The sequence below is a fragment of the Nocardioides endophyticus genome, assembly GCF_039543845.1.
In the GTDB taxonomy this organism is placed as follows: Bacteria; Actinomycetota; Actinomycetes; order Propionibacteriales; family Nocardioidaceae; genus Nocardioides; species Nocardioides endophyticus.
In genome coordinates this window covers 32,027-52,549 of sequence record NZ_BAABKN010000033.1, presented here as the reverse complement: position 1 = coordinate 52,549, position 20,523 = coordinate 32,027, and the positions used below count along the sequence as shown (strand labels likewise).

The window sequence follows — 20,523 nt, the reverse complement described above, 5'->3', positions numbered from 1 at the left end:
CACCTTTTGTGTCCCGCGGTGTCTGACCGCGCGTGTCCGGTCGAGCTAGTGACCGACGGCGTCGATCTCCTCGGCAACCATAGGACGGGTCGCCGACATTCCCCGGTGACGTTTCGGTGACGGTTCCCGGGGCACCGGATCCAGACGTCGCTGGGCGAGAGCCGCGAGGCCCTCCAGCACCAGCGCGACGGCCGCGACCACGACGGCGCCGGCGATGCCTTTGCCGTAGTTGGTGCGGTAGAACCCGTCGGTGATGACCCGGCCGAGCCCCGGGCCGGCCACCAGGGCCGCGATCGTCGCCGTCGCCCAGACCTGCACCAGAGCCAGCCGGACGCCGGACATCACCAGCGACGCGGCGATCGGCAGCTCGACGCGCCAGAACTTCTGCCAGCCGGTCATCCCCATCCCGTCGGCCGCCTGCCGCACCGAGGGCGAGACCTCGCGGATCGCGACGTTGGCCGCGGTGATGATCGGCGGGAGCGCGAAGAGGGTGAGCGCGATGATCGTCGCCAGCCCGGCCCGGCCGTACGGCCCGAAGCCGCGCGTCCCGGGCCAGTCGGCCACCACCAGCAGGGCGAGCAGCGCGAAGGTCGGGACCGCGCGACCGATGTTGGAGACGTTGATCGCCAGCACTCCGCCGCGACCGAGGTGTCCCAGCCAGAGCGCAACCGGCAGCCCGATCAGCATCGCGATCAGGAGCGCGGTCACCGTCAGCAGGAGCTGCTGGCCCATCAGCTGCAGCATCCCACCCTCGCCGGTCCAGTTGCTTGCCGTCGTGAGATAGGTCCAGGCGTCCGAGATCACCGTCATGGGGTCGACACTCCCCGGGTCCACGGAGTCAGCACCCACTGCGCCCCGACGATGAGCAGGTCGAGGACCACCGCCAGCAGCACGCAGATGATGGACGCCGCCATCAGCTCGGCGCGGAAGTTGGTCTGGACGCCGTCGCTGATCAGGTTGCCGAGCCCGCCGTACGACACGATCGTGCCGATCGTGGTGAGGGCGACAGTCGACACGGTGGCGACCCGAAGGCCGGCCATCATCACCGGCAGTGCCAGCGGCAGCTCGATGCGGAAGAGCCGACGGGTCGTCCCGTAGCCCAGGCCGGTCGCGGACTCGCGCACCTCCTCCGGGACCGAGCGCAGCCCCTCGAGGACGCTGCGCACCAGGATCGTCAGCGCGTAGAGCGCGAGCCCGATCACGACCGTCGTCCTCGACAGGTCCGTGAACGGCACCAGCAGCGGGAGCAGCGCGAGCGACGGGATCGTGTAGACGGCGGTCGACAGGCCGAGGATGCCGGCTTCGAGGCGCGGGAGCCGCCGGGCCAGCAGCGCGAGCGGGAACGCGATGAGCACGGACACGACGATGGCGATGAGCGTGATCTGGATGTGCTCGACCGTGGCGTCGACCAGCTGGTCCTGGCGGTCGTGGAGGTACTGCGCGCAGAACCACTCGTTGGTGAGCCTGCTGTAACAGCTCGGCGCGTCGGCCGCCGTCGCCACCGTCGCGAGTAGGGTCACCGCATGGACGCTACCTCCTCCGCGAGCGCCCAGCCCATGATCCGGCTCTCGGGTGTCGGCAAGACCTACGACGACGGCACGGTGGCGGTCCAGGAGCTCGATCTCGAGATCGAGCGGGGCGAGCTGGTCTGCCTGGTCGGGCCGTCGGGCTGCGGCAAGTCGACGACGCTGAAGATGATCAACCGGCTGATCGAGCCGACGACGGGCACCATCGAGATCGACGGCGACGACGTCACCCACCAGGATCCCGTGCAGCTGCGGCGCAGCATCGGCTACGTGATCCAGCAGGTCGGGCTGTTCCCGCACCAGAAGATCCTGGCGAACGTGATGACCGTCCCGCTGCTGTACGGCGAGTCGAAGTCGGTCGCGCGAGACCGTGCCCGCGAGCTGCTCGACCTCGTCGGGCTCGACCCGGCGACGTACGGCGACCGCTACCCGCACCAGCTCTCCGGTGGCCAGCAGCAGCGGGTCGGCGTGGCGCGGGCGCTGGCAGCCAACCCTCCGGTGCTGCTCATGGACGAGCCGTTCGGCGCGGTCGACCCCGTGGTCCGCACCCGGCTGCAGGATGAGTTCCTGCGCCTGCAGGACGAGGTCGGCGTGACGGTCGTCTTCGTCACCCACGACATCGACGAGGCGGTGCGGCTCGGCGACCGGGTCGCGGTCTTCGCGAGCGGCGGCCGACTGGCGCAGTTCGACACGCCGGCACGGGTGCTCGGCCGACCGTCCGACGAGTTCGTGGCGGAGTTCGTGGGGTCGACCAGCGGGCTGCGGCGCCTCGCGGTGACCCCGCTCGATCCCGCCCACATCGAGCCTCTCGACGGCGTCCGCACCGGCGATCTCGGGGCCGCCGTCGGCACCGACATCTCCCTGGGCGAGGCCCTCGCCGTACTGCTGCGCGACGACCATGGTGTCGTCGGCGTACGCGAAGGCGCGCAGTTCGTCGGCGTGCTCACCCCCAACGGCGTCCACCGGGCCCTGCGTGCGGCGCTGGCGGAGATGGCCGCGGAGGGGTAGTCCCTGACGTCTTCGGGGTGTGGGAGCGAGCCCATCCCAACCATCGTCAGGGACTACCCCGACGATCTCAGCCGATCACCACGTCGCGGTGCCACGACTCCGTGACGTACTTCGTGGCCCACCCCATCGATGTGTACAGCCTGGCAGCGCCGGTTGGTGAGTCGGCGTCCACCTCGAGGCCCACGCGGTCACGCCCGCGCGCCGCTGCGTCGGCGATGATCGTGCGCAGCAGGCCCTTGGCGACGCCGCGGCCGCGGGCCGCCTCGAGGACCCCCAGGTAGGAGACGTACGAGCCGTCGGGCCCGTTCGCCGACTCGGAGACGGTGCCGATCAGCGCGCCCACCGGCCGCAGCGCGTCCCCGTCGACGAGCTCGGCGAGCCACCAGTGGTCCCACCGGTGGCCGGGGTCCTCACGGAGCCGGAAGAGGAACTCCTCGAACGTCTCCTCACTGGAGTTGAAGTGGTCGACGAAGGCGCCCTCCAGGACCTCGTGCACCTCGCGCAGGTCGTCGACGTCCGGCATGCCGTCGCCCGTACGACGCACCAGGCGGAAGACCACGTCGCGCTGCTCCCAGTGGTCCGGCGTCTCGACCAGTCCCTCCTCCTCGGGCGTGACCGGTCGGCTCATCTGCCACCACGTGCGCACGCGCTCGAAGCCGGCCCCCGCCAGCCAGCGCGCCTGACGCTCGTCGCCCTGGAACGCCCCCGTGTCGATCTGCTGCGTCTCCAGGCCGCGGGCCGCGCCGACGGTCCGGGCCTGGGCCTGCGCCCACGCCAGCAACAGGTCCGAGCAACGGTCGGCGACGTCGTCGGGCAGGTCGCGCTGGACGACGTGCACGAAGAGCATCCGGCCGACCGACCGGTCGTGGACGCTCCCCCACGCGTGGACATCGCCGTCCTCGTCGCGGATGACGACGTTCTCGCGCATCCGCAGGCCGTGCTCGGAGACCTCCACGAGGACGTCGTCGACCCCGGCACCGGCCCAGCCGCGGCCGTGCCGCTCGTGAGCCCTGAGCAGGTGGGTCAGTCGCGCGACGTCGAAGCGGTCTGCGGGGTCGGGGGTGCCGACCGTCCACCCCTTCGGCAGCCCGGAGACGGTGCCGAGGGCGGCGTCGGGATCACTTTCGAACCGGTTCTCATCGGGGATCACAATCGTCCATCCTGCCCGGCCGCGGGCAGCGTGAACCGACCGGGGACGCCCGCCGACGTGACCTTGGGCTCAGGCCCGCTCAGGCGTGGCGGCGCGCGGTGGCCTCGGCGGAGCGCCAGGCCTGGGTGACGGCCGTCAGCTCCGCACGGACGACGTCGAGCTCCTGCTCCAGCTCCAAGACCCGTACGACGGCCTCGGCCGCGCGCTCCTCGGCCTCGGCCAGGCGACCACCCAGCCGCTCCTGGTCATCGCGACCCTGGCGCTCGGCGGCGTCAGCCCGACGGGCCTCCGCGTTGAGCTTGCGGGTCGCGTCCGCGGCGCGCTGTTGGGCGAGGGCGAGTGCCTCCTCGAGCTCACCGACCGCAGCCACCTGCCGCGACAGCTTGTCCTGCATCGAGGTGGCGAACGCGGCGTTCTCCGCCGTGCGCTCGTCGGTGAGGCGGCGGTAGGCCTGCGCCTGCTCCGCCCGGTCCCGGGCGGCGTCGCGCCGCGTGGTGACCAGCTCGTTGTGGGTGATCTTGGTGGCCGCGGCTCCGAGGAGCACACCGACCGCTGCGGCGAACGTGACGAGGAGCCACGAGCCGCTCACGACCGCGCCCAGCACCGCGACGGCGGCGAGCGCGAGCAGGGCGACGGCGACGGTCAGGCGGGTGCTCCGCTGCCGACGCCGGTTCGAGCGAGGGGAAGCCATACCAGCAGGTTAGGACTCATCCCCGTCGGAACGGACGCGACACGCGCGCTCGAGGAGCAGCGCCGAGATGACGATCGCCACGCCGGCGAGGCCCGCGATGACGGAGCGCCACAGCCGCTGCTCGCCGAGCTCGGACTCGACACCGACCCAGCTGAGGGCGTACCCGAAGTAGCCGCCGGCCACCAGCGCGCCCACCAGCGCACACGCTCGGGCGAGCACCAGGCGGTTCACCGCCTGGTGCGGGTCGAGGCGCTGGTGATGGACGTGCACCGTGCGCCAGGTGACGTACGCCGTCGCGCCGAGGATCGCCGTCACCAGCAGGAGCGCGAGCGGCTGCGCCCACGTGACGATCGGCGCGGTGTCGCGGAACCGCTCCGCGAGCGGGTGCAGGGCCCAGCCACCGACCAGGCCGACCACCACCCAGCCGGTGATGGCCCCGGCCGAGGTCGGACGGAGCCGGCCCTGCTGGGTCCGGCCCTGCTCCTCGTCGTCCTCGGGGTCGGCCGGGCCGCCGATCACGTCAGGGTCACTTCGGCGGAGTCACTGGATCTCGAGCACCAGGTCCTCACGGACCTTGATGCCGCCCTGGTCTGCCTGGTCGAGGAGCTCGCTGACCGGGCCCCGCTCGGGGAGCTCCGCGGTCGGGTCGACGTCGAGCCAGGGCCGCAGCACGAAGGCGCGCTCGTGGGCACGCGGGTGCGGAAGCCGGAGCGACTCGTCGTCGCTGCGTCGGTCGCCGACGACGATCAGGTCGACGTCGAGCGTGCGGGGCGCGTTGCGCACCTCGCTGCGCTCGCGCTCGAAGGCGTCCTCGATCGCCAGCGCCCGGTCCATCAGCCGCGAGGCCGCGAGGGTCGTGTCGATGAGCACGACGGCGTTGAGGTAGTTCTTCGCCTCCGGCGGACAGTCGACCGGCTCGGTCTCGTAGACAGGGGAGACGCCGGTGACCCAGACATCCGGGGTGTCGGCGATGGCGTTGACCGCACCTTGGAGGCTGGCCATCCGCTCCCCGAGATTCGAGCCGAGCGCGAGCACGGCGCGCCGGATCGGTCGCATCTCACCGGTCAACGTGTCGGTGTCGACGATGTGGGGGTTCGGGGTCTCAGTCACGGGCGGCCCTTCCGGGTAATCGTCAGCGCCACGTCCGAGAACGTCGCGTCGATGGGTGCATCCGGCTTGTGGACCGTCACCCGAGTCCATTCAACACGGTCGTCCAAGAGGCAGACGCCCGAGATCCGCTCGGCGAGGGTCTCGATCAGGTCGACCGGATCCTTCTCCACGGCGGCTTTCACCGAGGCCACGAGACTTCCGTAGTCGACGGTGTCTCGCAAGTCGTCGCTCGCCGCCGCCGGCGTGGTGTCGATGCCCAGGACGAGGTCGATCACGAAGATCTGGCCCTCGCGCTTCTCGAACTCGAAGACGCCGTGGTGGCCGAAACACTCGATGCCGAGCACCGCCAGCTCGTCAGTCATGGACCGCCTCCTCCTCGTCGAGCCGCTCGAGCACCCGGAGGGCGTCCTTCGCAGCGAGTACGTCGTGCACCCGCAGGCCCCACACGCCCTGCTGGGCGAGCAGCACGGTGAGCGCGGTGTTGGCGTGCTCCCGCTCCCCGACCGGGCGCGGTGACCCGTCGGAGGCGAGGAGCGTACCGAGGAACGACTTGCGACTCACCCCGACCAGCAGCGGGAAGCCCAGCGCCCGCACCGGACCGAGGTCGCGGAGCAGCTGCCAGTTGTGCTCGGGGCGCTTGGCGAAGCCCAGGCCGGGGTCCAGCACGATCCGGTCCCGCTCGATCCCCGCGGCCAGCATCGCGTCGACCCGGGCCGCCAGCTCGTCCCGGACCGCGGTGACGACACCGCCAGGCCCGTCGTACACGGCGAAGTCGCGCATGTGGTCGGCATGGGCGCGCCAGTGCATCGCGACGTACGTCGAGCCGGCGGCCGCGACGACGTCGTACATCCGTGGGTCGGCGAGGCCCCCGGAGACGTCGTTGACGATCTCGGCGCCGGCGGCGATCGCCGCCTCGGCGACCTCGGCGCGCATGGTGTCGACGGAGACCGTCGCTCCCCTCGCCGCCAGCGCGGTGATCACCGGGACGACTCGGTCGAGCTCCTCGGTCGCGAGCGGCCGGGTGGCGCCGGGCCGGGTGGACTCGCCGCCGATGTCGATGACGTCGGCACCCTCGCCCAGCAGCTCCAGGCCGTGGGCGATCGCCGCATCCGGGGTGAACCAGCGGCCGCCGTCGGAGAACGAGTCGGGCGTGACGTTGACGACGCCCATCAGCCGCGGCAGCTCCATAGGCCGAACGTAGCGTGCGTCGGAGGAGCGGACATCACCGCGCCGTGCACAATGTCGTCATGTCTCTCCGCGCCTCGGTCCTCGTCCCGCCCGCCGCTGCCACTTCGCGCGGCCTGCTGTCGAGCCTGGACCGGCAGAGCCTGTCGGCCGACGAGTTCGAGGTGCTGATCGGCGACGACGAGCGCGACCCCGATCTCACCTCGAGGCTCGAGGACCTGGTCGCACATCGCACCAACCTGGCGCGAGTGCCGGTCCCCGCCGGTAGCGACGTCGCCTCGACCCTGCTCGACCGGGCGAGCGGTGAGTACGTCCTCGCACTCCCGCCCGGCCGCGCCCTGACCCCGAACGCGCTCGCCGAGCTGTGCGACCGGGCGGACGCCACCGGCGCCGGGATCTGTCTCGGTCTCACCGGCCGAGCCGGCATCCGGCCCGCGGCGCTTCCGGACTCGCCCGAGCGGCTCGCCGGCCCCGCCGCGGGGCTGCGCCGTCGCGCATCCGCGAACGCCGAGCAGATCGCCGCCGATCTGGCGGGCGCCGACGCGGCCACCGAAGGCGCCGCAGCACTCCCCACGACGCTGTGCTTCGTCGACGGACCCGCCCCCGACCGCCGTACGCCGATCGAGACGGACCGGTCGGTCCGGGCGCGGTCCACGCGCGTCGCCTGGAGCGACGGCGTCCTCGAGGTGGACGTCAAGCTCACCGAGCCGTCCGACGACGTCCGGGCCAGCCTCTACTCCGACCGGACCGGCATCGAGTGGCCGCTCCCCGAGATCCAGGTCGACGGCAGCAGCTTCACGCTCCGGATCGACCCGGCGTCCGTGCCCGTGGTGGGCCTGCTCCCGGAAGGCACCTGGTGGCCGTCCCTGCGCATCGGCGGCCGAGCCGCCATCCTGGTCCGCGCCCGGTCGGGGAAGGCCCACGGTGCGAGCGTGCGCGAGCGGACCGTCGTGTCGTTCGCCCGGGGCAAGCGCCTGGGCATCGACGTGGGTGGGCTCACCCAGCAGCCGGTCCGCAACCTCGACCCCGAGGCCACCACCGTGGTCGAGGACTCCCGGGGCAGCCTGCTGACCAGCCGCCTGACGAACCTCGACCTGGCTCCGGGCAAGCGGCTCACCGGCGAGCTGCGGCTCGGCACGATGCCGGTCGTCGCGTGGGTCGAGCACCGGGACGGCGCCGAGCCGGTCCTCCAGGCGTGGGTGAGCGGCCTGGCGGGCGAGAGCCCGCTCTTCACCCGGTTCGGACCCGCGCCGTTCGCCCCCACCGGCGCCCGGCTGATCATCGACGGCGTCGGCACGATGACCGTCGCCTCGATCCCCCAGCCGGCCGACACGACCGCGCCCAGCTCGCCGGCGACGTCGCCGGCACCGGGCAAGGAGCGCCGCGGGGTCGGTCGCCGGCTGCGGGCCCTGCGCGGCTAGGAGACCTGGGAGACCGGCCCGTACGCCGCACCGAGGTCGGTGGCCAGCTGCTCGCGCAACCTGAGGTGGAAGTCGGGCAGGTCGGGCTGGTCGCGCTGCTCACGCAGCGTCTTCCAGAACCCGGCCTCGAGCACCCGCGCCGGCGTCTGCACTCCCCCGCGGTCAAGCAGCTGCTGCGGCACCACCTGCGGGTCGGGCCGCCGGAAGTCGCGGACGATCTCGTCGTAGTTGTCCCGCAGCGTGGTGTTGCTCGGGTCCAGACCGAGCACGAACATCAGGCCGGTCGGCGCGGTGTCGACGAGGATCGTGACGAGCTCGGGGCGGTAGCGGCGCAGCACCTCGATGATCGGGAAGACGTCACCCGTCCACGCTCCGGTGTGGCGCTGACGCGCCGCCTCGGGGACGTTGCGCGGCAGCACGTCGTCGAAGATCACCACCGACCAGGGGTTGGCGTGCTCCTCGGTGTTGATGAAGTCGCGCAGACCGAACTCGAAGAGGTGCATCCCGTCGATGAACGCGAAGTCGAACGGCTGCCCGTCGGTCACGTCGAGGCAGTCGGGACGGGTGAAGTACTCGTCGCTGGTGGTCCGCTTGAGGTGCACCTCGCCGGAGAGCTCCGCCTCGATCAGGTACGCCGGGTCGATTCCGACGGCTCGACACTGGGCGAGTGCGAGGCTGTGCCCGAAGCGCACCCCGATCTCGAGGTAGTTGGCGGGCTGGTGCAGCGCGTGCACGCGGCTGAGGAAGTCGAGGTACTGCATGGCGGTCAACCTAGCGCGCCGCAGGTCAGGATCAGGGCGCCAGGTCGGATGTCAGGTCGAGTGTCGCCTGACTTCGACCGGCCTGGGCCACCTGGACAGCGAAGTGGGTCTCCGTAGCATCGCGACGTGACGACGGTCACTTTCGCTCGAAGTGACGGGCTCGCGGCGTGCCACCGCCCCGGCCCCGAAGGAGCCCCATGACCACCCTCGCCAACGCCGGGTGCGCGACGACCAGGAGTTCTTCGACGTGGAGTCGGAGGACTGGGCTAGCGCCGGCCGCTGTTGATCAGCGACATCGCCTCGGAGCGGGTCGTGGCGCTCGAGAGCATCAGGCCGCGGACGGCCGAGGTGATGGTGCGGGCACCGGCCTTCTTGACGCCGCGCATCGTCATGCACAGGTGCTCGGCCTCGATCACCACGATCACGCCGCGGGCGTCGAGGATCCGCATCAGGGCGTCGGCGACCTGCGTCGTCAGTCGCTCCTGCACCTGGGGGCGCTTCGCGTAGACGTCGACCAGGCGGGCGAGCTTGGAGATCCCGGTGATCTTGCCGGACACGGCCGGGATGTAGCCCACGTGCGCGACGCCGGTGAACGGCACCAGGTGGTGCTCGCACATCGACCAGAGCTCGATGTCGCGGACCAGGACCATCTCCTCGTGCCCGATGTCGAACGTCGTGGTGAGGACGTCCTCGGGGGCCATCCGCATCCCCGCCGTGACCTCGGCGTACGCCCGCGCGACGCGGGCCGGGGTGTCGCGCAGGCCCTCGCGGTCGGGGTCCTCGCCGATGGCCGCCAGGAGCTCGCGTACGGCGGCCTCGGCGCGCGGCTGGTCGAACGCCGGGATGTTGCCTGGCGCCCGATCGTCGGGGCGGATCGAGTCGGTCATCGGATCAGCGCGGCGGCAGGGCCGGGCCCGAGCCGGGGCCTCCGACACCAGGGTCGCCGTGCACGTCCCCACCGGCGCCGGGCGGCGTCAGGATCGCGCCACTCTCGCTCTCGTCGTCGGCCTTCGGCCCGTCGCCGTTCGACGCGGCGAACGCCGCATGGTTGGCGGCCGTCCGGTCCTTGATCCACTGCGGGATCTCGACCGGCGGGATCGCGGACGGGATGCGCCGGTCGGAGCCGGTCCAGGCCGGACGCTCGGGCCGGCGGCGCAGCGGCTCGAAGATCCGCGCGACCTGCTCTTTGTCGAGGGTCTCCTTGTCGAAGAGCTCGAGCACGAGCGTGTCGAGCACGTCGCGGTTCTCCTCGAGGATCTCGAAGGCCTCTTGGTGCGCGACCGCGAGGAACTTCTTGGTCTCCTCGTCGATCTTGGCCGCGACGTCCTCGGAGTAGTTGCGCTGGTGACCCATGTCGCGGCCCAGGAACGGCTCGGAGGTGGAGTCACCGAGCTTGATCGCGCCGAGCGACTCGGTCATGCCGTACTGCGTGACCATCGCGCGAGCCAGTCCGGTGGCCTTCTCGATGTCGTTGCCGGCTCCGGTGGTCGGGTCGTGGAAGACCATCTCCTCCGCGGCGCGGCCACCGAGCATGTAGGCCAGCGTGTCGAGCATCTGCGAGCGGGTCTGGGAGTACTTGTCCTCGTCGGGCAGCACCATCGTGTAGCCGAGCGCGCGACCCCGCGGGAGGATCGTGATCTTGTGCACCGGGTCGGTGCCCGGCAGCGCCGCGGCGACGAGGGCGTGGCCGCCCTCGTGGTAGGCCGTGATGAGCTTCTCCTTCTCGCTCATCAGGCGGGTACGCCGCTGCGGGCCCGCGATCACGCGGTCGATCGCCTCGTCGAGGGCCGGGTTGGTGATCAGCTTCTCGTTGGCGCGCGCGGTGAGCAGCGCGGCCTCGTTGAGCACGTTGGCCAGGTCGGCGCCGGTGAAGCCCGGCGTACGACGCGCCACCGACAGCAGGTCGATGTCGGAGGCCATCGGCTTGCCGCGCGAGTGGACCTTGAGGACCTGGTGGCGGCCGGACAGGTCGGGCGCGTCGACCTGGATCTGGCGGTCGAAGCGACCCGGGCGCAGCAGCGCCGGGTCCAGCACGTCGGGGCGGTTGGTCGCGGCGATCAGGATGACGCCGCCACGGACGTCGAAGCCGTCCATCTCGACGAGCAGCTGGTTGAGGGTCTGCTCGCGCTCGTCGTGACCGCCGCCCATGCCGGCGCCGCGGTGGCGACCGACGGCGTCGATCTCGTCGATGAAGACGATCGCGGGGGCGTTCTCCTTGGCCTGCTCGAAGAGGTCGCGGACGCGGGACGCACCCACACCCACGAACATCTCGACGAAGTCGGAGCCGGAGATCGAGTAGAAGGGGACGCCCGCCTCGCCGGCGACAGCGCGCGCGAGCAGGGTCTTGCCGGTGCCGGGAGGCCCGTAGAGCAGCACGCCCTTGGGGATCTTGGCGCCGACGGCCTGGAACTTGGCGGGCTCCTGGAGGAACTCCTTGATCTCGCCGAGCTCCTCGATGGCCTCCTCGCAGCCGGCGACGTCGGTGAACGTCGTCTTCGGCATGTCCTTGGAGATCAGCTTGGCCTTGGACTTCGCGAACTGCATGACTCCGCGTCCGCCACCGCCCTGGACCTGGTTCATCAGGAAGAGGAACAGGAAGATGATCAGCGCGAAGGGCAGCAGCGTGGCGAGGATCGAGCCGAGCAGGCTGGGCTTGGGCACGTCGACGGTGAACTTCTCCGTCTTGCCCGCATCGACCTGCTTCTGGACCTCGTCCTGGATCGCCTCCTGGGTGCCCGCGAGCCAGAACGACGTGACCTTGTCGCCGTTGTCGAGGGTCGCCTTGATCTGCTGGTCGCCGCCGTCGACGAACGTGATCTCCTTGACCTCGCCGCTGGAGATGTAGCTCTCCATCTTCGAGGACTCGATCTCGTCGTACCCGCCGCTGGGGGCGAGGTACTGCAGGGCGATGAGGACGCCCACCACCGCGAGGACGATCCACAGCCATGGACCCTTGAATATGCGCTTCACAGGCTTCTCTCGACACGAGCTTGCCGCCGGACGGTCATGCGACCGCGTAGGCGCTCAACTGAACTAGTGACGGTACACACCGTCGCCAATGGGCATTGTCTCAGCAATCGGCCGTTCGGGCGCATCGGACCCGATGGGTGGTCGAGTCGGGAGTTCTGACGGTCGAGTCCGGGAAGAAGTCCCGACTCGACGTACCCAGGTCACGACTCGACGTACCCAGGTCACGACTCGACCGTCAGAGGTCGCGACTCAACGGTTCGGGGTCACGAGTAGACGCGCGGAGCGAGCGTGCCGATGTCACGCAGGTTGCGGTAGCGCTCGCGGTAGTCGAGGCCGTAGCCGACGACGAACTCGTTGCCCGAAACGCGCGCAGCGTCCCAGCCGACGCCCCCGACCCGCCTCCAAGACGTCAGACGGACGGTGCAACCGCCTGCTCCACCCGCATGACGTCCGCCGACGGCAATCGACGGCAATCGACGATCACGAGTAGACGCGCGGAGCGAGCGTGCCGATGTCACGCAGGTTGCGGTAGCGCTCGCGATAGTCGAGGCCGTAGCCGACGACGAACTCGTTGGGGATGTCCCAGCCGACGTACTTGACATCGACCTGCATGGTCAGCGCCTCCGGCTTGCGCAGCAGCGTGCAGATCTCGACGCTCGCCGGGCTGCGGGAGGTGAGGTTGGAGGTCAGCCACGAGAGCGTCAGGCCGGTGTCGATGATCTCGTCGACGATGACCACGTGCCGACCGGAGATGTCGGTGTCGAGGTCCTTGAGGATCCGCACGACGCCGCTGGACTTGGTGCCGGAGCCGTACGACGACACCGCCATCCAGTCCATCTCGAGGTGCCGGCTGAAGCTGCGGGCCAGGTCGGCCATCACCATCACGGCGCCGCGGAGGATGCCCACGATCAGCAGGTCCTTGCCGGCGTAGTCGGCCTCGATCTCGGCGGCCAGCTCACGCAGCCGCCCCTGGATCTGCTCCTCGGTGAAGAGAACGTTGACGAGGTCGTCCGGCACGTCGGCTGCGTCCATGGTCGAGAGCCTAGACGGGCAGGACCCGGAGCCACCCGTCGACCCGGGTGCACCGGACCGGTCCCGGCAGGTCGACCCAGCGCTGGCCCCGCCAGTCGGTCAGCAGCGCGTCCATCGCCAGGACGTGCTCGTAGAAGAGCTCGGAGGCGGGCGCGCCGGCCGCGAGCGCCGCGAGCCGGAGCACCCGGCGCCGAACCGGCGTCGGGTGGTCCGTCAGTGCGGCCGCCGGCAGCGAACCGTCCGGACCACGGAGCTCGCCGTACGCCTCCTCGGCGAGGTCGTCCAGCAGGTCCATGTCGGCGCGGAGCTGGTCGGCCGTGCGGGCGAGCGTCTCGGCGACCCCGGGGCCGAGCTGCTCCTCGAGCATCGGCAGCACCGTGTGCCGCACGCGCGACCGGGTGTACGCCGGGTCCTCGTTGTGCGGGTCGTCCCAGGTCTCGAGGCCCTCGACCAGGCAGGCGGTGACGGTGTCGGCCCGGCCGACGTCGAGCAGCGGCCGGACGAAGCGGTCGTACGAGCGGCGCATGCCCGCGAGCGAGCGGCCGCCCGAGCCCCGGGCCAGGCCGAGCAGGACGGTCTCGGCCTGGTCGTCCCGGGTGTGGCCGAGCAGCACGGCCGCGGCGTCGAAGCGCTCGGCGACCTCCTCGAGCACGGCGTACCGTGCCCGCCGGGCGGCCGCCTCCGGACCGAGCCCGGCGCCCTCGACGTGCACCCGCGCGCTGAGGGTCTCGTCGGCGCCGATCGCCGCCATCCGCGTGACCAGGGCCGCGGCCCGGTCGGCCGAGCCGTCCTGGAGACCGTGGTCCACGGTCGCGCCGAGCACGTGCCAGCCGGCCTTGCGGCCTTCGAACACGGTCGCCGCCAGCAGCGCGGTGGAGTCCGGTCCGCCGGAGCAGGCGACGACCACGGTCTGGCCCGCCTCGATGTGCGCGAGCGCCCGGCGTACGCCGAGACGGACCCCGGCGACGGCCGGGTGCAGGCTCATCGCTGCCTCATCGCAGGCTCAGAGGACCCGTGAGATCCAGGCGCTCGGGTCGGCGATCTCGGCCTTGCTGGGGAGGTTGTCGGGGCGCTCCCAGATGGCGTTGAACTCCTCCATGCCGGCCTTGTCGACGACGGCCCGGACGAAGATCGCTCCGTCGCGGTACTGCGCCATCTTGGCGTCCAGACCGAGCAGGCGACGCAGAGTGCGGTCGAGGACGCCGACGCCCTTGCGGCGCTTGGTGAACTTCTTGCGGATGTCGCCGACGGTCGGGATCACGCTAGGCCCGACGCCGTCCATGACGACGTCGGCGTGACCCTCCAGCAGGGACATCACGCCGGTGATGCGGTCGACGATCTCCTTCTGCTCGGGGGTGCTGACCACGTCGAGCAGGTTGCTGCCGCGCGCGCCGCCCTTGAGCGCCTCGGTGATGCGACCCAGGCCCTCGTCGAGGAATCCGGACGGCTCGATGCTGTCGGCGATGCCGTGCATCTCACCGAGCAGGTGGTCGGCCAGCCAGGGCGTCGCCGTGAACTGCACCCGGTGGGTCTCCTCGTGCAGGCACACCCAGAGCCTGAAGTCGTGCGGGTCGACCTCGAGCTCGCGCTCCACGTGCACGATGTTGGGCGCGACCAGCAGCAGCCGGCCGGACGGCGCGAAGAACGGGTCGAACTGCCCGAGCACCTTGCCCGCGAGGAAGCCGAGGAGGCCGCCGACCTCGGCGCCGGTGACTCGCGAGCCGACCGCGTGGGCCACCCGCGAGGGCTCCTTCTCGCCGGACAGCTTGTCGACGATCGGGGCCAGCACGGTCGCGAAGCCGTCGGCGTTGGCCTGCACCCACCCGGCTCGGTCGACGACCACGACCGGAGCGGTGTTGGCGGCCGCCTCGAGCCCGGTGAACTCCCGCACCAGGCCGGTCGAGCGGTTCGCGTCGGCCCGGAGCTCCTCCACGACCGCCGCGGCCTCGGCCCAGCTCACGGACGGGCCGTCCCCGGCCAGCCGGGAGCCGATCGAGACGGCGAGGTCCCAGTCGACCATGCCTGAGCGGGGGTTCGTCATGCGCAGACCGTACTCGCGGCGTCCAACGCTGGGGCCCAACGCCGGGATCCTCAGTCAAGCGGCGCAGCGGCAGGCGGCGAGGGCAGCGGCGACGTCGTCGAGGGCGGCGCGTGCGTCGAGGGTGTCGAGCAGCGCGATGTCGTCGGCGAGGACCGCGAAGACCATCGGCGTGCCGGTCCGGTCGGTCACGGTGCCGGCGAGCCCGCTGACGCCGGTGAGGGTGCCGGTCTTCGCGCGCACGCTCCCCCGGCCCTCCTCGTCGGAGATCTCGGCGAACCGCTCCGAGAGCGACCCGTTGAACCCGGCGACGGGCAGGCCCGTCAGGACCGTCCGCAGGTCCGGGTGCTCGGCGGACCCAGCCAGCTCGAGCACCCCGGTCAGCGTGTCCGGATCCAGCCGGTTGTCGCGGGAGAGCCCGCTGCCGTCGTACGTCGTGGCGCCGCTGGTCGGGACGCCGAGCCCGGCGACGGTGCTGAGGACGGCATCGGCGCCGCCGACGAAGGTGGCCGGTGCCCCGGTGGCGATCGCGACCTGGCGGGCGAGTACCTCGGCTGCCTCGTTGTCGCTCACCAGCAAGGTGTGCTCGACGATCTGGGCGAGCGGAGGGCTGGTCACCCGGGCGATCTCGGGTGCGGCGGGGTCGGCGCTGCGCGGCTCGGGCACCCCGACGACCTCGATGCCGGCCCTGGCCAGGGCCGCGGCGAAGACCGTCGCGGCGACCTGGGCGGGGTCCTCGACTCGGCCGGTGCCCTCGAGGGGCCGGCCCTCGTCGACCCACAGCGACTGGATCGGGGCGACCACCTCGTCGGGAAGGTAGGAGGGTGGCCAGTGCGGGTTGACGTCAGGGCCGGTGAACAACGTCGCGTCGTACCCGAGCCGGATCCGGGTCGTGCCGCTTGCCTGCAGCTGCGCGGCGGTGGCCCGGGCGAGGGTGACGACGTCGGCGGGCCGGGGGTAGTCGCCCCGCTCCGGGCGGGTCGCGGAGAGCAGCGGGTCGCCGCCGCCGACCAGGACGATGCGGCGCGGTCCGGCGGAGACGACCGTCGTGGCGAACGCGTGGTCGGGACCCATCGTCTCGAGCGCCGCCGCGGCGGTGAGCAGCTTGAGGGTCGAGGCGGGCACGGCCTCGCCGGTGCCGTCCGTGAAGAGGAGTGAGCCGTCGACGCCGGCGACCGTGGTGAGCACGTGCGGTCCGAGGTCGTCGTCGCCGAGCAGGGGCGCCAGCGCTCGCCGTACCTTCACGGGGTCCGCGCTGCCGACGGCAGCGGTCGCGACCGGGGCGGGGTCGGTCAGCGGCGGCAGCTCGAGACCCGCCGGCGGCGCGACCTGCTCGGGATCCTCGGTCGGGTCCGGCTGGTCGCGGTCGAGCCAGTACGCCGTACCGGCGCCGCCGAGGAGCGCCACGACGAGCAGCACCGGGAGCCAGAACGCGAGGCGCGAGCCGTGGCGTGCGTCACGTCGGACCACTTCTTGCCCCTTCTCGACTCCACGTTTGGCGTCATTGTGCGCGAGACTGGCCCGGGCCCGCTGGGCGGGCCTCACTCAAAACGTGTAGATGACTGTGTCGACGAACGTGTCGATGGCTGACGATGGCGGAGGATGACGTGCTCGAGTTCGACGTGCTGGTGGAGATCCCCAAGGGTGAGCGCAACAAGTACGAGGTCGACCACGAGTCGGGACGGCTGCGCCTGGACCGCACCCTCTTCACCTCGACCGCCTACCCCGCGGACTACGGGTTCATCGAGAACACGCTCGGCCAGGACGGCGACCCGCTCGACGCGCTGGTGATCCTCCAGCAGCCCACGTTCCCCGGCTGCCTCATCCGCTGCCGCGCGATCGGCATGTTCCGAATGACCGACGAGGCCGGCGGCGACGACAAGGTCCTCTGCGTCCCCGCCCAGGACCCGCGCCTGGAGCACCTGCGCGACATCTCGCACGTGTCGAAGTTCGACCGTCTCGAGATCCAACACTTCTTCGAGGTCTACAAGGACCTCGAGCCCGGCAAGTCCGTCGAAGGTGCCGAGTGGGTCGGGCGCACCGAGGCCGAGGCCGAGGTGCACGCGTCGTTCGATCGGGCCAAGACCGAGGGCTACAACACTCACTGAGGCATCCAGGGATACCCGGTTCACCGGGTGTCCCTCAGGTTCTAGGGCTCTGCAGTGCCCTAGAAGCTCCAGAACTCCCAGTTCACCGGGTATCCCTGGGGCTGGCGTGACTAACCGATGAGGTCGGGCGCCCTGAGCATCTCTACGGGCACGCCCCAGGCGTCGACGAGGTCGACCGCGATCGGTCGGAGCTTGCGGCAGAGGCCGTTGACCTCGCGACTGATCGACTTCGAGCGCTGGACGGTGAGCCGGCCGTGCTCCATGAACCACGCGCGGTCGGCCTCGATCGTCGACAGCGCGAAGAGGTCGCAGAGCAGGCCGAGCGCGACCCGGTTGCCCTCGGGTACGTCGGCGGGCAGGTCGCGCACCTTCTCCACGAACGCCTCCAGGACGAGGCGCTCGACGTGCGCGTTGGCCGCACCGATCACGTGGTCCTGGACGTCCGAGAAGACCACGCCCGGGTTGAGCTTCTGATCCATGCCGCGCTTCAGCCGGCGGGCGACCCCGGAGAGCATGTGCTCCTCGCGGAAGCGCAGCATCGCGAGCTGGTACTCCGAGTCGAGCAGACCGGCCTCCTGGTCCCACTCGTCGCCGCCCGGCAGCAGGTCCTTGACCCGCTCGAGCAGCTTGTGGGCCGAGGTCCGCTCGATCACCGTACCCACGGCGAGGTTGGTGACGAAGCGGACCATGCCGAGCTGGTCCAGGTCCTCGAACTCGCTGGCGTAGTCGGTGAGCAGGCCCTTCGCCACGAGCTGGAGCAGCACGTGGTTGTCACCCTCGAACGTCGTGAAGACGTCGGTGTCGGCCTTGAGCGCGGCGAACCGGTTGACCGCGAGGTAGCCGGCACCGCCGCACGCCTCACGGCACTCCTGGATCGTGCGGGTCGCGTGCCAGGTGCCCAGCGCCTTGGTGCCGGCCGCACGCCCCTCGAGCTCACGACGCGTGGCCTCGAGGGCTGCGTCCGGCGTCGCTGAGAAGACGTCGTGCAGCTGCGTGCGTACGACGTCCTGCGCGAAGTGCAGCGCGTACGTCCGGGCGATCAGCGGCAGCAGCCGCCGCTGGTGCATGCCGTAGTCGAGGAGCAGCTGCTCCTCGGTGTCCGAGGCCGCCTCGAACTGACGGCGGCGCACGGCGTACTTGGTGGCGATCGTGAGCGCCACCTTGCTGGCGTTGATGCCGGCACCGCCGACGCAGACGCGCCCCTGCACCAGCGTGCCGAGCATCGTGAAGAAGCGACGGTTGGGGTTGTCGATCGAGCTCTCGTAGACACCCGCGGGCGTGACGTCGGCGAACCGGTTCAGCAGCGCGTCGCGCGGCACCCGCACCTCGTCGAACCAGATCCGGCCGTTGTCGACGCCGTTGAGACCCATCTTGCGGCCGTCGTCCTCGATCCGGACGCCGTCGAGGACCTTGCCCGCCTTACGGATCGGGACGACGAAGGCGTGCACGCCCTCGGACGCTCTGTCGGACTCTGGACCGACCTCGAGCTGCGCGAAGACGACCGCGAGCTCGGCGTGCTTGGCGGCGTTGCCGATGTAGTCCTTGCGCGACTCGTCGCCATGCGTGGAGATCACGAACTCCTGCGTCGCGACGTCGTACGTCGCCACCGTGCCGAGCGCCTGGACGTTGGACCCGTGGCCGGTCTCGGTCATCGCGAAGCAGCCCATCAGCTGTCCGGTGACCAGGTCCTGCAGGTAGGCGTCGTGGTGCCGCTTGGTGCCGAGCTGGAGGATCGCGCCGCCGAAGAGCCCGAACTGCACGCCGACCTTGACCAGCACGGAGAGGTCACCGAAGGCCAGCGTCTCGAAGGCGGCGATCGAGGCGCCGATGTCGCCCCCACCGCCGTACTCCTCCGGGAAGCCCATCCCGGTCTGCCCGGTCGCCGCCATCTCGACCACGATGTCGCGGACACGTTCGCGGAAGTCGTCCATGCCGAGCTCGTCGGCCTCGTCGAGGACGGAGGCGTACGCCGCGAGGTTGGTGCGCACCAGGTGCCGGATCTCGGCGAACCTGCCGTCGAGCAGCGCGGTCAGGGCGGGGACGTCGACGTCGGGCTGGACGTAACGGGGCGCGCCGGCAGGTACGGCGGTGTCGGTGGCCATGCCCCGAGGATTACCCACCGGTGGTTGCCTTCAAGCGGCGATCTGGACCTCTCAGCAGCCGATCAGGGCCGGGCGTAGAAGTTGGGAGTGATCCAGTAGTACATCGACTCCTCGACGACCGGCCGCCCGGTGCGCGGGGCGTGGATGATCTTGCCGTCCCCGACGTAGAGCGCGACGTGGTAGATCGAGCCCGGGTCGTTGCTGGAGCCCCAGAAGACGAGGTCCCCCGGCTGGAGCTCGCCGGCGGAGATCGGCGTCGACTGCTCGTACTGCGCGACGGAGTAGTGCGGGAGCGAGGAGCCGCCCGCCTGCCAGGCACCGGCCGTCAGGCCGGAGCAGTCCCAGGAGCTCGGGCCGGACGCGCCCCAGCGGTAGGGCTCGCCGATCTGGGCGCGCGCGAACGCGATCGCCGCCTGGGCGCCCGTCTTGGGTGCCGGCGGGGTCGCGGGAGGCGCGGGCGGGGTCGTCGGCTCGGCGGTGTGCGTCGGGGTGGGGGTCTCGGTGGGCTCCGCCTTCGGAGTCTGCGTCTCGGTCGGCTCCGGGGTCGGCGTCTCGGCCGCCGGCTCGGTGGGCTCTGGAGCGGCCGTCGGCTGCTCCTCGGCGGCGGCAGCGGCGGCCGCCACCCGTGCCACGCGGGCTGCGCGCACCTCGAGCGCCGACTGGCGACGCTCGGCCAGCTTGACGCTGACGTGCTCGAGGTCGGCGAGCCGGGCGATCAGGTCCGCCTTCTCGGCGGCGATGCTCTGGGCGTCGGCGGCCGCGGCGTCGGCGGCCCGCTGGGCGTCCTGCTTGGCGTCGAGCGCGTCCTGCTCCGCCCGCTCCGCGTCGGCCTGCGCCCGCGCGGCCCGGTCGCGGGCGACGTCGGCCACCACGGCCGCCGCGCGGAACTCGTCGTAGTTGCCGTCGAGCGCGTCCGCGGCGTTCTCCATGGTCGCCGAGCGCTGCAGGACCATGTCGATCCCGTCGGAGTGGACGACCGCCGACAGGGCCGTCAGACCCGGGGCGAGCTCGTACGACGTGACGACGGAGTCGGTGTAGGCGTCACGCTGGCGTTCGACGTCCTTCTGCGCCGAGACGGCGCCTGCCTGGGCCTGGACGGCGGTGTCGCGAGCCTGGTCGGCGCGCCACCGCGCCCCGTTGAACGCCTCCGCTGCCTGGGCCGCCGCGACCCCCGACGCCTCGAGTCGCTGGTTGGCCACGACCAGCCGGGCGCGGACACCGGCGACGTCGTCTAGTTGGGCGCGCACCGCCGTACGTGCATCCCGCACGTCGGCCTTGCTCGGCACGGCGTCGTCGTCTGCGACGGCCATCCCCGTGACCAGACCGGTCACCAGGAGTGCGAGCACCGTGGTCGCCGCCGTACCCCGCGCTCGCACCGTTCTGCCCCCTCGTCCGACCGCCCCGAACGGGCGGCTCGCGAG

General features: G+C 71.5%; 21 protein-coding genes. 3 read left to right on the top strand and 18 right to left on the bottom strand.

Annotation, left to right across the window (positions count from 1 at the left end):
• Positions 1–45: 45 nt before the first annotated feature.
• The gene (locus ABEA33_RS24335; RefSeq protein ID WP_345529695.1) at positions 46–810 is read right to left on the bottom strand and encodes an ABC transporter permease; all 765 of its coding nucleotides are present in this window, start codon (positions 808–810) and stop codon (positions 46–48) included.
• Positions 807–1,520, bottom strand: a complete 714-nt coding sequence (locus ABEA33_RS24330) for an ABC transporter permease (protein WP_345529694.1) — start codon at positions 1,518–1,520, stop codon at positions 807–809. Before ABEA33_RS24330 ends, ABEA33_RS24335 begins: the two co-directional genes overlap by 4 nt.
• Before the next feature lie 3 nt (positions 1,521–1,523).
• Here ABEA33_RS24330 and ABEA33_RS24325 point away from each other — a divergent pair, with 3 nt between their 5' ends.
• The gene (locus ABEA33_RS24325) at positions 1,524–2,534 is read left to right on the top strand and encodes an ABC transporter ATP-binding protein (protein ID WP_345529693.1); all 1,011 of its coding nucleotides are present in this window, start codon (positions 1,524–1,526) and stop codon (positions 2,532–2,534) included.
• A gap of 67 nt (positions 2,535–2,601) precedes the next feature.
• Here ABEA33_RS24325 and ABEA33_RS24320 read toward each other — a convergent pair whose 3' ends face one another.
• From ABEA33_RS24320 to folP, 6 genes are all read right to left on the bottom strand, one after another.
• Positions 2,602–3,684, bottom strand: a complete 1,083-nt coding sequence (locus ABEA33_RS24320) for a GNAT family N-acetyltransferase (RefSeq protein ID WP_345529692.1) — start codon at positions 3,682–3,684, stop codon at positions 2,602–2,604.
• Positions 3,685–3,763: 79 nt separating this feature from the next.
• Positions 3,764–4,375 (bottom strand): hypothetical protein, encoded by a 612-nt coding sequence (locus ABEA33_RS24315; RefSeq protein WP_345529691.1) that lies wholly within the window; start codon positions 4,373–4,375, stop codon positions 3,764–3,766.
• A gap of 9 nt (positions 4,376–4,384) precedes the next feature.
• Positions 4,385–4,894, bottom strand: a complete 510-nt coding sequence (locus ABEA33_RS24310) for a DUF3180 domain-containing protein (protein ID WP_345529690.1) — start codon at positions 4,892–4,894, stop codon at positions 4,385–4,387.
• Between the two features lie 21 nt (positions 4,895–4,915).
• Positions 4,916–5,485: a 2-amino-4-hydroxy-6-hydroxymethyldihydropteridine diphosphokinase gene (gene folK / locus ABEA33_RS24305; RefSeq protein ID WP_345529689.1), complete on the bottom strand. Its 570-nt coding sequence runs from the start codon at positions 5,483–5,485 to the stop codon at positions 4,916–4,918.
• The gene (folB, locus tag ABEA33_RS24300) at positions 5,482–5,847 is read right to left on the bottom strand and encodes a dihydroneopterin aldolase (RefSeq protein WP_345529688.1); all 366 of its coding nucleotides are present in this window, start codon (positions 5,845–5,847) and stop codon (positions 5,482–5,484) included. Before folB ends, folK begins: the two co-directional genes overlap by 4 nt.
• Positions 5,840–6,673 (bottom strand): dihydropteroate synthase, encoded by an 834-nt coding sequence (gene folP / locus ABEA33_RS24295; protein WP_345529687.1) that lies wholly within the window; start codon positions 6,671–6,673, stop codon positions 5,840–5,842. The genes folB and folP overlap by 8 nt, the downstream gene beginning before the upstream one ends.
• A gap of 59 nt (positions 6,674–6,732) precedes the next feature.
• On the opposite strand from folP, the gene ABEA33_RS24290 reads away from it, so the two are divergent.
• Positions 6,733–8,091: a glycosyltransferase family 2 protein gene (locus tag ABEA33_RS24290; protein ID WP_345529686.1), complete on the top strand. Its 1,359-nt coding sequence runs from the start codon at positions 6,733–6,735 to the stop codon at positions 8,089–8,091.
• Here ABEA33_RS24290 and ABEA33_RS24285 read toward each other — a convergent pair.
• The 8 genes from ABEA33_RS24285 to dacB all read right to left on the bottom strand — a co-directional run bounded on the left by ABEA33_RS24285 (position 8,088) and on the right by dacB (position 16,362).
• Positions 8,088–8,852 carry a class I SAM-dependent methyltransferase gene (locus tag ABEA33_RS24285; RefSeq protein WP_345529684.1) on the bottom strand — a complete coding sequence of 255 codons (765 nt, stop codon included), beginning with the start codon at positions 8,850–8,852 and terminating at the stop codon, positions 8,088–8,090. The two genes, ABEA33_RS24290 and ABEA33_RS24285, sit on opposite strands and share 4 nt — an antisense overlap.
• A gap of 266 nt (positions 8,853–9,118) precedes the next feature.
• Positions 9,119–9,739: a GTP cyclohydrolase I FolE gene (gene folE, locus ABEA33_RS24280; RefSeq protein ID WP_345529683.1), complete on the bottom strand. Its 621-nt coding sequence runs from the start codon at positions 9,737–9,739 to the stop codon at positions 9,119–9,121.
• Positions 9,740–9,743: 4 nt separating this feature from the next.
• The gene (gene ftsH / locus ABEA33_RS24275) at positions 9,744–11,822 is read right to left on the bottom strand and encodes an ATP-dependent zinc metalloprotease FtsH (protein ID WP_345529682.1); all 2,079 of its coding nucleotides are present in this window, start codon (positions 11,820–11,822) and stop codon (positions 9,744–9,746) included.
• Positions 11,823–12,085: 263 nt separating this feature from the next.
• Positions 12,086–12,295 (bottom strand): hypothetical protein, encoded by a 210-nt coding sequence (locus ABEA33_RS27555; protein ID WP_425577469.1) that lies wholly within the window; start codon positions 12,293–12,295, stop codon positions 12,086–12,088.
• A 7-nt stretch (positions 12,296–12,302) separates the two neighbouring features.
• A complete protein-coding gene (gene hpt / locus ABEA33_RS24265) occupies positions 12,303–12,854 on the bottom strand; it encodes a hypoxanthine phosphoribosyltransferase (protein ID WP_345529681.1) in 552 nt (183 codons plus the stop codon).
• A 10-nt stretch (positions 12,855–12,864) separates the two neighbouring features.
• On the bottom strand, positions 12,865–13,839 hold the full coding sequence (gene tilS / locus ABEA33_RS24260; protein WP_345529680.1) for a tRNA lysidine(34) synthetase TilS: 975 nt from the start codon (positions 13,837–13,839) through the stop codon (positions 12,865–12,867).
• Positions 13,840–13,857: 18 nt separating this feature from the next.
• Positions 13,858–14,895 carry a zinc-dependent metalloprotease gene (locus ABEA33_RS24255; protein ID WP_345529679.1) on the bottom strand — a complete coding sequence of 346 codons (1,038 nt, stop codon included), beginning with the start codon at positions 14,893–14,895 and terminating at the stop codon, positions 13,858–13,860.
• 54 nt (positions 14,896–14,949) lie between these two features.
• A complete protein-coding gene (gene dacB / locus ABEA33_RS24250; protein ID WP_345529678.1) occupies positions 14,950–16,362 on the bottom strand; it encodes a D-alanyl-D-alanine carboxypeptidase/D-alanyl-D-alanine endopeptidase in 1,413 nt (470 codons plus the stop codon).
• Between the two features lie 122 nt (positions 16,363–16,484).
• Here dacB and ABEA33_RS24245 point away from each other — a divergent pair, with 122 nt between their 5' ends.
• Positions 16,485–17,000, top strand: a complete 516-nt coding sequence (locus tag ABEA33_RS24245; RefSeq protein ID WP_345529677.1) for an inorganic diphosphatase — start codon at positions 16,485–16,487, stop codon at positions 16,998–17,000.
• 110 nt (positions 17,001–17,110) lie between these two features.
• Here ABEA33_RS24245 and ABEA33_RS24240 read toward each other — a convergent pair whose 3' ends face one another.
• Both ABEA33_RS24240 and ABEA33_RS24235 read right to left on the bottom strand, forming a co-directional pair.
• Positions 17,111–19,102, bottom strand: a complete 1,992-nt coding sequence (locus ABEA33_RS24240; RefSeq protein ID WP_345529676.1) for an acyl-CoA dehydrogenase family protein — start codon at positions 19,100–19,102, stop codon at positions 17,111–17,113.
• 62 nt (positions 19,103–19,164) lie between these two features.
• Positions 19,165–20,478, bottom strand: a complete 1,314-nt coding sequence (locus ABEA33_RS24235; protein WP_345529675.1) for a C40 family peptidase — start codon at positions 20,476–20,478, stop codon at positions 19,165–19,167.
• Between the last annotated feature and the right edge of the window lie 45 nt (positions 20,479–20,523).

Coding starts and splice junctions, on each gene's coding strand:
- ABEA33_RS24335 (WP_345529695.1), bottom strand. CDS start 810: ATGACGGTGATCTCGGACGCCTGGACCTATCTCACGACGGCAAGCAAC.
- ABEA33_RS24325 (WP_345529693.1), top strand. CDS start 1,524: ATGGACGCTACCTCCTCCGCGAGCGCCCAGCCCATGATCCGGCTCTCG.
- ABEA33_RS24315 (WP_345529691.1), bottom strand. CDS start 4,375: ATGGCTTCCCCTCGCTCGAACCGGCGTCGGCAGCGGAGCACCCGCCTG.
- folB (WP_345529688.1), bottom strand. CDS start 5,847: ATGACTGACGAGCTGGCGGTGCTCGGCATCGAGTGTTTCGGCCACCAC.
- folP (WP_345529687.1), bottom strand. CDS start 6,673: ATGGAGCTGCCGCGGCTGATGGGCGTCGTCAACGTCACGCCCGACTCG.
- ABEA33_RS24290 (WP_345529686.1), top strand. CDS start 6,733: ATGTCTCTCCGCGCCTCGGTCCTCGTCCCGCCCGCCGCTGCCACTTCG.
- ABEA33_RS24285 (WP_345529684.1), bottom strand. CDS start 8,852: ATGCAGTACCTCGACTTCCTCAGCCGCGTGCACGCGCTGCACCAGCCC.
- folE (WP_345529683.1), bottom strand. CDS start 9,739: ATGACCGACTCGATCCGCCCCGACGATCGGGCGCCAGGCAACATCCCG.
- hpt (WP_345529681.1), bottom strand. CDS start 12,854: ATGGACGCAGCCGACGTGCCGGACGACCTCGTCAACGTTCTCTTCACC.
- tilS (WP_345529680.1), bottom strand. CDS start 13,839: ATGAGCCTGCACCCGGCCGTCGCCGGGGTCCGTCTCGGCGTACGCCGG.
- ABEA33_RS24255 (WP_345529679.1), bottom strand. CDS start 14,895: ATGACGAACCCCCGCTCAGGCATGGTCGACTGGGACCTCGCCGTCTCG.
- ABEA33_RS24245 (WP_345529677.1), top strand. CDS start 16,485: ATGGCGGAGGATGACGTGCTCGAGTTCGACGTGCTGGTGGAGATCCCC.
- ABEA33_RS24240 (WP_345529676.1), bottom strand. CDS start 19,102: ATGGCCACCGACACCGCCGTACCTGCCGGCGCGCCCCGTTACGTCCAG.